The organism is Enterobacter sp. Lyrl_3, assembly GCF_051948675.1.
In the GTDB taxonomy this organism is placed as follows: Bacteria; Pseudomonadota; Gammaproteobacteria; order Enterobacterales; family Enterobacteriaceae; genus Enterobacter; species Enterobacter cloacae.
This window is the reverse complement of sequence record NZ_JAYJLI010000003.1, coordinates 432846-443368: the sequence shown is the minus strand read 5'-3', so window position 1 is coordinate 443368 and position 10523 is coordinate 432846. Positions and strand designations below refer to the sequence as shown.

Below are 10523 nucleotides of genomic sequence, written 5' to 3'. Positions count from 1 at the left end.
AGGTTATCCTTGCATCTGCGGCTTGTGCGCGGTGACGTGAATATAGCGGCCAAGACTGATAAACGGTTCCTGACGGCAATACCGCGTTTCTAATTCTGTTAAGGTGTCAAAACAGTCACGCTGTTTGTGTTTTTCACGCAGATAATCATGAAACACCCTGACGCCCGTCTTCCCGGTTATCTGCCAGCCAATCTCTTCCAGCCAGCCGTAAACCTGCTGGGGATCGCGCGGATAGTCCGGGGAAAGCGTGCGCTTTTTCTTTTTCGGCATTCCGACCTGAACATAGTCGAAGTTGCCCGCAACCATGTTGTGCATCAGGAAGCCGTTAGCATTGTAGAACATCAGCGACAGCGTACCGCCCGGGCGTAGCATCGACCACAGGGTTTGTAACACGCTTAACGGATCGGCTACCCATTCCAGCACCGCATGAAACAATATCAGATCAACCTGGGTTTCCAAATGCTGTGCGATGTCCTGAGCGGCGCATTGTACAAAATGCATGTTGTCGCTCACACCTTTCTCCTCTGCTGCACGCGTGGCACGCGCAACCATCTCAGCAGAAAGATCGCAAAGTGTGACGTGATGACCGCGCTCAGCCATTTTTATGGCCGTCTGCCCTTCACCGCCTCCGGCGTCAAGCACGCGCAACGTTTGACCGCCATACGTGGCCAGAATGGTGTCCAGATCCTGCCAGAGGATCGTCTGACGTAACTGCCCTTTTGTGGTGCCGTATATGTTGCGCGAAAACTTTTCCGCGATGTCATCAAAATTGCGATCCCGCATTGGGAGAGTTCCACTCGCTAACTGCAAAACCGCTATTTTGTCACACCCGCGCGGAGAATGAACCTCTCTGGTGTAATATCACGGGTATTCGCCTGCTATATGGTTAAAAAAGGAACCAAAAAGGATGCTTTTTACCCTGAAGAAATACATTGGAGGCATGATGCTTCCCCTTCCGCTACTGCTGCTCATCATCGCGCTGGGGCTGGGGCTGGTGTGGTTTAGTCGCTTTCAGAAAAGTGGCAAAACGCTGATCACCTTCGGCTGGCTGGTACTGCTGCTGCTGAGCCTGCAACCCGTCGCAGACAAACTGTTACGTCCCATCGAAAACACCTACCCAACCTGGCAGGGAAACCAGAAGGTCGAGTACATCGTGGTGCTGGGCGGTGGGTATACCTGGGATCCAAACTGGGCCCCCAGCTCTAACCTGATCAATAACAGCCTGCCGCGCCTGAACGAAGGTATTCGCCTGTGGCTGGCTAATCCGGGATCGAAAATGATCTTCACTGGCGCGCCAGCCAAAACCAACCCGGTCAGCACGGCTGAAGCCGGCGCCAGGGTGGCGGAATCCCTCGGTGTGCCGCGCTCCGCTATTATCACGCTGGACAGTCCGAAAGATACCGAAGAAGAAGCCGCGGCGGTGAAACAGGCTATTGGCGATGTTCCGTTCTTACTGGTTACATCTGCTTCGCATCTGCCAAGGGCAATGATTTTCTTCGAAAAACAAGGTCTGCACCCGCTTCCCGCGCCGGCGAACCAGATGGCCATCAACGCCCCGCTAAACCCATGGGAACGGGTGATCCCGTCCCCGATGTGGTTGATGCATAGCGATCGCGTCGGCTATGAGACGCTGGGACGCGTCTGGCAGTGGCTGAAAGGCTCCTCAGGCGAGCCAGGGCAGGAGTGATTTTGTCGCAAGGTCAAAGTTGGCGCGGTTGAAACGTCCGGTATTCACCAACTGCGCCACTTCATCCCACAATAAATAAAGCCAGCGCCGCCAGAGAAACGCCTCCGCAACGGGCGCGCGCTGCAGATAGTGCCACAGCAAGCCTTCAGCGGCCGCGCTATCGCTGAGCCTGAACAGGTCATACTCGCGCGGAGCCCAGAGCATGACCCCTGGCCCCAGCATCGCCAGAAGCTGATCGCTACGAGAATCTTTAAGCATGCTACGCAGGGTAAAATTACCGTGTATCAACACGCAGTTGTCGTTAAAGCCCTCAAACAGCGCCGGTAAACACTCCCGGGTGCGGAACAGGATACGTTTATCCTGCATGGTCAAGCCGGTGTTGTTGAACTGATTAAGCGTTCCCCACAGCACCTCCACCCGCTGGCGATACCACAGCGGCCAGAGATTTTCCTGAGTGCTGTCGACGGGTCCCACAAGGCCACGGCTATCCTGCCGGTGCCAGGCCAGCAGAGCCTCCACAATCTGGTCTTTCAGCTGTTCCCAGCGCTCCGGTGTACGCGCCGGGGCTTCAACGGATACTCCGCGTAAACGCTCAATCAGCAGAACATCCGGACCGGGGTGCTCTTCATGCGTCATCACCCCATAAACCGTCGGCATACGCACGGTTCCTTGCCGCGCGAGCATTGAAATTTTCCAGGCGAGCTGCCTGGCTACACCCGGCGAGGTAAAGCTTCGGGCCATCAGCGGCATTGGGTTTCCCTGACTGTCGTACAACGACCAGAGCGCGGTATCTGCCTTTTCACTTACACATTCCACCCGGCTTAACTTCTCGCCAAGCAGGTGACTCAGTTCGGCACGCAGCTGTTCCATATGAGATTACCCCCATTAAGACTACTGCTTTTATAATGAGCGCGCAGGACGCAGATGTCACCCTTCGGAGATCAATTATGGAAAAGATAAGAGAAAATAAACGGCGGAGTGCATCCCTCCCAAAAGAGGGATGCCGCAAGGATTAACGCAATTCAGCGCGAACGCGCTCAAGATCTTCTGGGGTGTCTACGCCTGTACCAGGCACCTCTTCGGCGACGGCAACGTGGATCTTTTCGCCGTACCAGAGCACACGAAGCTGTTCCAGCATTTCAATATGCTCCAGCGGACTCGGTGTCCAGGTTACATACCGGCGAATAAAGCCCGCGCGATAGCCGTAGATGCCAATATGGCGCAGGAAGGTATCGCCAATGGTCTCTTTGGACACCGCAAAGCGATCGCGATCCCACGGGATGGTGGCACGGGAGAAATAGAGCGCATAGCCCTCCGCATCCGTCACAACCTTCACCGCGTTCGGGTTGAACGCTTCTTCCGCGTGGTGGATAGGTACCGCGAGAGTTGCCATGCCAACCTGACGCTGCGCCAGGTTTTCCGCCACCTGACGAATAATCGCCGCCGGGATCATCGGCTCGTCGCCCTGCACGTTAACGATTACCGTATCGTCGCTGAATGCGCATTTCTCAACCACTTCAGCCAGTCGTTCAGTACCAGACTGGTGATCGGCGCGGGTAATGCATACTTCCCCGCCTGCGGCTTCAACCGCACGCGCAACATCAGGATGATCGGTGGCCACGATAATACGGTCAGCGCCGGACTCACGGGCGCGTTCAAGGACATGCACAATCATTGGCTTGCCGTTGATATCTACCAGCGGCTTACCCGGCAGGCGCGTTGAGGCGTAACGGGCAGGAATAATGACAACAAAGCTCATGGTTTGCTCTCTTCAGCCACCAGGGAGCGGGCTTCGTTTTCCAGCAGTACCGGAATCCCGTCACGCAGCGGGAAAGCCAGGCTGTCCGGTTTGCAAATCAGCTCTTGTTTGTCCTGGCTATAGTAGAGTTTGCCGTTGCACACCGGGCAGGCAATAATTTCAAGTAAACGGTGATCCATAGTTCCTCCGTATGGGTAATCGCTAAAGCTTATCACATTCCCTTTTCAGGGCGTGCCTGTTTCCCAGCCACTTCGACAGGATGTAAAGAGCCCGTCAGGCACCCGGCCCAGCGTCACTTCGCAGGCCTTCTGCCAGCAGGCGAAATCATTGATGGCGGATGTTAACCCTTTTTCCAGGGTCACGGTTATCCTGACGCCCTCTTCCAGATACAGCGCAATGACCTCTAGCGTGCCGGTTTTACGGTGCATTTTGGCATCCATGCGCCCTACCAGTTGTCCCTTGTGCAGCAGGGGCAAAACAAAGTAACCGTACTGGCGCTTTGGCGCGGGAGTGTAGCACTCCAGCCGGTAGCTGAAATCAAACAGCTGCTCGGCCCGTTTTCTGTCCCAGACCACCGGATCAAAAGGTGACAGCACCGCGCTATGGGTTGCCTGAAGTTTACCTGCTTCAGCTTGTGGCAGCAGCGCGAGTAAATCCGCATGCAGCCACATATCGCCCAACTTCTCTACAGAGACCGGGATAACCCGCTGTTCACGCTGCCAGTTATCCAGCAACGGTTTCAGCGCGGGCTGTCGGAGACGGTAATAATCGGCCAGCCATTGCGGACGGAAAATACCCAGACTGCGGGCGCTGTTTTCAAGCATGACGGCTTCGGCTGCCTCCTGTGTGAGCAGGTCGCGCTCGTCGTCCCAGTGAGGCATCACCCGCTGCGTCAGGTCGTACACCCGTTGAAAATTACGCCGCTCGACTACCATCACCTTGCCTGATGTAAACACCCCTTCGAGATGACGCTTGTGCGGCTTCCATTCCCACCAGCCGCTTGCCCCTTTTCGCGGATGTTCAAAATCCGCGGAACGTACTGGCCCCTTTTCCGCGATATGGGCAATGAGTTGCTCAATCTCAGCCGCATGCTCGTGCATCCACGCCTGCCGGTATTTCCAGCCCATTTTTTCCGGGGCGAGCATACGGTGGCGAACCAGGGCAAAATCGCTGCGGGGCAGGAAACAGGCTTCATGTGCCCAGTATTCCATCAGCTCTCCCTTGCTGAGCGCATCATCGAGCCACTGAGGCGGATAATTGCCCAGCCGGCTGAACAGCACCAGGTAGGGGCTACGAGCCACAATGTTGATGGTGTCGATTTGCAACAACGACATGCGTTGCACGGTAGTGAGGATATCGGCAGGCTGCGCGCGGCGACGGGGCTTTTTAAGAAGTCCTTGCGCGGCAAGGTGCAAGTTACGTGCGGCTGAAAGCGAGAGTTGCGGTAAAGACATGCGTTTTCCTGTCAGTCAAAGCGCCACCAGAACCGCGTAAGCTCTTAATGCACCAACGCAATCAGTTCCTGGAGCAAGTGTTCCGGCTGCTCGCCGCTGAGTTCAGCGTCAACCGGCAGATACCACCAGTTTTCTTTCGCAAAAGCGCGGCATTTCACCGCATCTTTTTCGGTCATGATTAATGTCTGACCGGATGTTGTCAACGCGTCTACCTGCTCCGCCACCAGCGCCTGGTGATCGGCCAGCGGAACACGTTTATCAAGGCGGGCACCACACTGTTCCAGCGTTGCGAAGAAACGCGGAGGATGACCAATACCTGCCATCGCGACCAGCGCGGGTAGCCGGGAAACGGCCTGTCGTTCACCGGTCAACAGGTTAATTGCCATGCCTGGCTGGAGTTGCATCGGGATCTCCCCCGGCTGTGCCGCACCGCCGTTAACAATCACCGCATCCACGGACTTCAGGCGCGAAGCGCGTTCACGCATGGGGCCTGCAGGCAGCCACCAGCCGTTGCCAAAACGGCGGACGCCATCAATGACCACAATCTCTTTATCACGCGCCAGCGCGTAATGCTGCAGACCGTCATCGGTAATAATTATTTGCACGTCGTGTTCGGCAAGCAGCGCCTGAACAGCATCACTACGCACCGGAGAGACTGCGACAGGCGCGCCAGTACGCTGATAAATCAATACCGGCTCATCCCCCGCCTCGGCGGTCGTCGTGTCCGGCGTCAGGAGCAGTGGATAGTGCGCCGCTTTGCCGCCGTAACCTCGCGACACCACGCCGGGGCGGATGCCGCGCTTTTGCAGTTGCTCAACCAGCCAGATGACCACAGGGGTTTTACCGTTCCCCCCTGCCGTGAGGTTACCCACCACGACAACCGGCACCGGCGCACGCCACGCCCGCTTTAGCCCCAGACGGTAAAGCAGACGAATAATGCCGCTCACCAGACCATACAGCCAGGAGAGCGGCAGAAGCAGCAGCCACAGCGGGGACTCACCGGACCAGATGCGGGCAATCATTCGCCGAACTGCATCTTATGGAGCTGAGCGTAAACACCACGCTGTGCCAGTAAATCGGTATGGCTACCGCGTTCTACAATGACCCCATCCTCCACAACGACGATTTCGTCAGCCTGTTCAATCGTTGACAGGCGGTGCGCAATCACCAGTGATGTACGGTTCTTTTGCAGTTCATCCAGCGCAGACTGAATTGCACGTTCAGATTCTGTATCCAAAGCAGAGGTTGCTTCGTCAAGGATCAGAATAGGGCTGTTACGCAGCAGTGCACGGGCGATGGCGATACGCTGGCGTTGACCACCGGAGAGCAGAACCCCATTCTCACCGATGATGGTATCCAGGCCGTTGTCCATCTTGTTAATAAAGTCCATGGCATAGGCCATGCGAGCGGCTTCTTCAATCTGATCGCGGCTGTACTCTTCAGTGCGCGCATAGGCAATGTTGTTCGCAACAGTATCGTTGAACAGATGCACGTTCTGAGACACCAGCGCAACCTGGTTACGCAGCGACTGCAGGGTGTATTCCCGCAGGTCGTGACCGTCTAACAAAATTTCACCCTGATCGATGTCGTAGAAACGGGTAATCAGGCTGGCAATCGTCGATTTACCCGAACCAGAACGGCCGACCAGCGCAACGGTTTTGCCTGCCGGAATGGTCAGGTTGATGTTACGTAATGCTGGAACTTCACGGCCAGGGTAAGTGAAGGTCACGTTGCGGAATTCGACATCGCCCTTTGCGCGCTCAATGACGCGAGTACCTTCGTCTTTCTCTTGCTCAGAATCCAGGATGCTGAACAGCGTCTGGCATGCTGCCATCCCGCGCTGGAACTGGGCGTTAACGTTGGTCAGCGACTTCAGCGGACGCATCAGCGCAATCATGGAAGAGAACACAACGGTGATGGTCCCCGCCGTCAGCGTTTCCATTACGCTCGGGAAGCTCGCCGCATACAGGACGAATGCCAGAGCCAGAGAGGCAATCAGCTGAATAATGGGATCAGAGATTGAAGAGGCCGAGACCATTTTCATCCCCTGCAGACGCATTTTGTTGCTGACTTTATCGAAGCGTTTTGTTTCGACCTCCTGCCCGCCGAAAATCAACACCTCTTTATGTCCTTTCAGCATCTGCTCAGCGCTGGTGGTCACCTGCCCCATCGTATTCTGCATATTCTTACTGATATTGCGAAAACGCTTTGAGACGACGCGGATCGCGACAGAAACAACCGGCGCCAGCACGATGAGGATCAGCGACAGCTGCCAGCTGTAATAGAACATCATCACGAACAGACCGATAATTGACGCACCTTCACGCACAACGGTAATCAGTGCGCTGGAGGAAGAAGATGCCACCTGCTCTGAGTCATAGGTGATACGTGACAGCAACGTACCTGTCGATTGTTTGTCAAAGAAGGCCACCGGCATGCCCATCATGTGGCTGAACAGCCGACGGCGCATTGTCATGACCACTTTTCCTGACACCCAGGAGATGCAATAACTGGAAATATAGCTGGTGATACCGCGTAAGATCATCAGTCCGATCACCACCAGAGGCATCCATAGCAACACTGAGCGATCCGTTTTACCAAAACCGTCATCCAGTAACGGTTTGAGGAGCGATAACATAAAAGTATCGCTGGCTGCGTTGAGAACTAACGCTATACCCGCCACGATTAAACCTGCTTTAAAAGGTGCAATCATCGGCCAGAGTCGGCGGAAGGTTTGCCACGTGGAGAGATCTTTGTCGTTATGCATTCAAAAAACCAGCATCTGTTGAAATAGCCGCATATTCTACCCGTTATCGACGGGCGCGCCAAACCACTGATGATACCAACGCGGTAAATATTGCTCCCGCAACCGGCGGATTTGCCAGGCATGTTGCGAAAACGTCACCGATATTTGGCCCGAATGTGGGGTATCGTGCCAGACATAGCCCTCTTTTCGATAACGCTTCACCACCTTCACTGACGGGAATCGCCACGCATTGTAACGGGCCGCAGAATCCAGCGCGATATCGCCTCCCACCCGTTGTACCAGCGGCAACGATGAGGAGGTATTACTGCCATGGTGCGGCACCTGTATCACCGTTGACGTCAGATAACGCCAGTAATGGCTAAGCATAGCCTGTTCCGCTTGCGCTTCAATGTCCCCTGTCAGCAAAACACTCTGCTCACCGTCATCAATTTTAACCACGCAGGAGCGATTGTTACCCTGGGCAGTGGATCCAGCCGGTGGCCAGTGAACGGTCAATGTTAGCCCCTGCCATTTCCACTGCTGCCCGCGAAAGCAGGAAAGATGCTGCGCCCACCCCAGCGGGCTGCGTACCCATAAGCCGGGCCATGCCGCCTGCAGCGATGCCAGACCACCTGCATGGTCCAGGTGCTCGTGACTGAGAATAACGCCCTCTGGTTGCAGGTGATGCCAGCGTAACCAAGGAATGATCAACTGCTGCGCACTGTCTCCCCCAGGCCAGCCGGGACCGGTGTCGTATAGAAGCGCTTTACCCTGCCGCTCAATAACCATTGATAGCCCCTGCCCCACATCCAGCATATGCAACGTCCAGCTATCGGTTTTCTCCGTTCGCATGAATGGGGATGCCAGCACGACAGTTCCTGTCAGACACACCGCCGGCATGCTTTTCCAGGAGCGAAAACGCCAGCCGATAATGGCCAGCCAGGGCAGTAATGTCAGGTACTGCCAGCGCTCATCGACGTCCTGCCAGCCATCAGGCAGACGCTGCAGCAGCCAGAACAAACCGGCCAGGGACTTATCTGCCGCAAACCATACGCCAGTTTCCAGAGAGACCAGCGGGAGCAGGTGCAGTAGCATACCGAGCAGGATCAGCGGAACCGAGATAAAGGTCACCAGCGGAACGGCAAAGAGATTGGCCACCAGCGAAGAGACGCTGAAGCCATGGAACATCGACACCTGCAAAGGCAGGAGCAGCAGCAACATCCCAACCTGCAGATAGAGTAAATTTACCAGGGGTCGCACCCGGCGAGTCCAGCGCCAGCTGGGGAGTGGCAGCCACTGAAACCAGAAAATCAACGCCGCGACAGCAAACGCTGACAACGCCAGGCTTTGAGAAAGCACCGCCAGCGGATCAACGATGAGTATCGCTGCAATACAGCTACACCAGACCTGCCATGCAGACCACTGACGCGCGCCGATCCGCAGAGCGGCCAGCACCGCAAGCGCGATGACCGTGCGTAATGCAGGCGGCTGCAGACCCGTCAGCCATGCGTAGAAGGCCGCAAAAAACAGTCCCGCAAGCAGTGGCATCTGCCAGCGGATCCACTGACACGGCAATAAAAACTGTAAACCCCTGGCAAGCAACCAGACGATGGAGGCCGCCAGTGCAATGTGCAAACCCGAGATCGCCATCAGATGCGACGTGCCGGTCTCACGCATCAGTGTTTTTATTTCCCGGGGCACATCCAGGCGCTCGCCCATCCCCAACCCCAGGATCACCGCTCCCCAACGATAGGCTGAAAGCGTGTCGTGCAGCGATGACAGATAGTGGGCACGCAAGCTACAGCGTTCATCAATGATTTCTGCCCGTGTAAAACGTCCGCTCAACGTTTGATGCCGGGCAAAAGCATTTCGCTGAGGATCATATCCCCCGTCGTTCAGTTCACCGTGTACAGGCCTGAGCCTGAGCGTCATGGCCCAGCGCTGACCCGCGCAGGCCTTTTGCGGCAGGTAATTGCCATACAACACTATGCCCGTCGATGCCCACCAGCGTTTGCCATTAAGTGCAACGAGTTTCCCCTGATGGACTGTTGCGCCATCGGTGGCGGTGATCTCTACCTCAGCCTTGACTGCACCGGTGGTTAGATGCTGCATCGGCCAGACGCTTTCCTGCGCTGCCAGAATGCCCCACGCGCAAAATAACAACCCCATACCGATACACTTCACACTGAAGCTTCGCTGTAAGCCCAGCACCAACCCACCGGCAACCATGATCCATACAGTATGCCGTGCAGGTAGTTCAGGTAACCAGAGTAGCGGCACTATCGCCAGAATGGCGCACAGACTTAGTGTGGGAATTCCCATTACGACCTCCCTGTTTCAGGGCGGCAGTATGTAAGAAGAGGAAGAGAGGCGTCAGTTGAATAAAATGCAGGTTACAGCGCGCACTGCACTGTTTTTGTCGGTTTGCAGAAAACGACACGGGGATTGCGGCACAGCTTCAGAATAAAAACGATAAGTACAAAAAAAGCACCCGGAGGTGCTTTCTTTTGAACCCAGTTTAACCTGATGGCTAAACTCAGTTGCCGTAAATATTGGCGCGATCGCGCAGTTCTTTACCCGGCTTAAAGTGTGGAACGTACTTACCTTCCAGCTCGACTTTATCGCCAGTCTTCGGGTTACGCCCGGTACGTGGAGCACGATAGTGCAGAGAAAAACTACCGAAACCGCGGATTTCAATGCGCTCGCCCTGGGCAAGAGTGGTGGCCATATGCTCCAGCATCTCTTTTACGGCATCTTCCACTGCTTTAGCTGGGATATGCGGTTGCTGACTGGCAAGTCTTTCAATCAATTCTGACTTGGTCATGATTCCTCCGGTTCCTTTCAAACCAATTAGCTGAACAGCTCATTAAACAAGGG

Annotated in this window: 10 protein-coding genes; 1 reads left to right on the top strand and 9 read right to left on the bottom strand. The window is 55.6% G+C overall.

All coding sequences use genetic code 11. The features are described from left to right. Nucleotides 1-3: 3 nt before the first annotated feature. Nucleotides 4-783, bottom strand: a complete 780-nt coding sequence (gene cmoM / locus VF709_RS09795) for a tRNA uridine 5-oxyacetic acid(34) methyltransferase CmoM (RefSeq protein ID WP_013097296.1) — start codon at nt 781-783, stop codon at nt 4-6. A 124-nt stretch (nt 784-907) separates the two neighbouring features. Here cmoM and elyC point away from each other — a divergent pair, with 124 nt between their 5' ends. Continuing rightward, the gene (elyC, locus tag VF709_RS09790; protein ID WP_020689709.1) at nt 908-1687 is read left to right on the top strand and encodes an envelope biogenesis factor ElyC; all 780 of its coding nucleotides are present in this window, start codon (nt 908-910) and stop codon (nt 1685-1687) included. Here the strand turns inward: elyC and VF709_RS09785 are convergent. From VF709_RS09785 to ihfB, 8 genes are all read right to left on the bottom strand, one after another. Then, nucleotides 1664-2557, bottom strand: a complete 894-nt coding sequence (locus tag VF709_RS09785) for a YcbJ family phosphotransferase (protein ID WP_013097298.1) — start codon at nt 2555-2557, stop codon at nt 1664-1666. The genes elyC and VF709_RS09785 overlap by 24 nt on opposite strands. 142 nt (nt 2558-2699) lie before the next feature. Then, nucleotides 2700-3446 (bottom strand): 3-deoxy-manno-octulosonate cytidylyltransferase, encoded by a 747-nt coding sequence (gene kdsB / locus VF709_RS09780; protein ID WP_038419029.1) that lies wholly within the window; start codon nt 3444-3446, stop codon nt 2700-2702. After that, nucleotides 3443-3625: a protein YcaR gene (gene ycaR / locus VF709_RS09775; RefSeq protein ID WP_013097300.1), complete on the bottom strand. Its 183-nt coding sequence runs from the start codon at nt 3623-3625 to the stop codon at nt 3443-3445. The genes kdsB and ycaR overlap by 4 nt, the downstream gene beginning before the upstream one ends. A gap of 45 nt (nt 3626-3670) precedes the next feature. Continuing rightward, a complete protein-coding gene (locus VF709_RS09770; RefSeq protein WP_440231424.1) occupies nt 3671-4900 on the bottom strand; it encodes a winged helix-turn-helix domain-containing protein in 1230 nt (409 codons plus the stop codon). Nucleotides 4901-4944: 44 nt separating this feature from the next. Further along, nucleotides 4945-5922, bottom strand: a complete 978-nt coding sequence (lpxK, locus tag VF709_RS09765; protein WP_023621028.1) for a tetraacyldisaccharide 4'-kinase — start codon at nt 5920-5922, stop codon at nt 4945-4947. Then, nucleotides 5919-7667, bottom strand: coding sequence for a lipid A ABC transporter ATP-binding protein/permease MsbA (gene msbA / locus VF709_RS09760; protein WP_038419027.1), 1749 nt, complete (start codon nt 7665-7667; stop codon nt 5919-5921). The genes lpxK and msbA overlap by 4 nt, the downstream gene beginning before the upstream one ends. 36 nt (nt 7668-7703) lie before the next feature. Continuing rightward, nucleotides 7704-9968 carry a ComEC family protein gene (locus VF709_RS09755; protein ID WP_149896594.1) on the bottom strand — a complete coding sequence of 755 codons (2265 nt, stop codon included), beginning with the start codon at nt 9966-9968 and terminating at the stop codon, nt 7704-7706. A 214-nt stretch (nt 9969-10182) separates the two neighbouring features. Beyond that, entirely contained in the window at nt 10183-10470 is a 288-nt protein-coding gene (gene ihfB / locus VF709_RS09750; protein ID WP_003858233.1) for an integration host factor subunit beta, read from the bottom strand. Nucleotides 10471-10523: the final 53 nt, after the last annotated feature.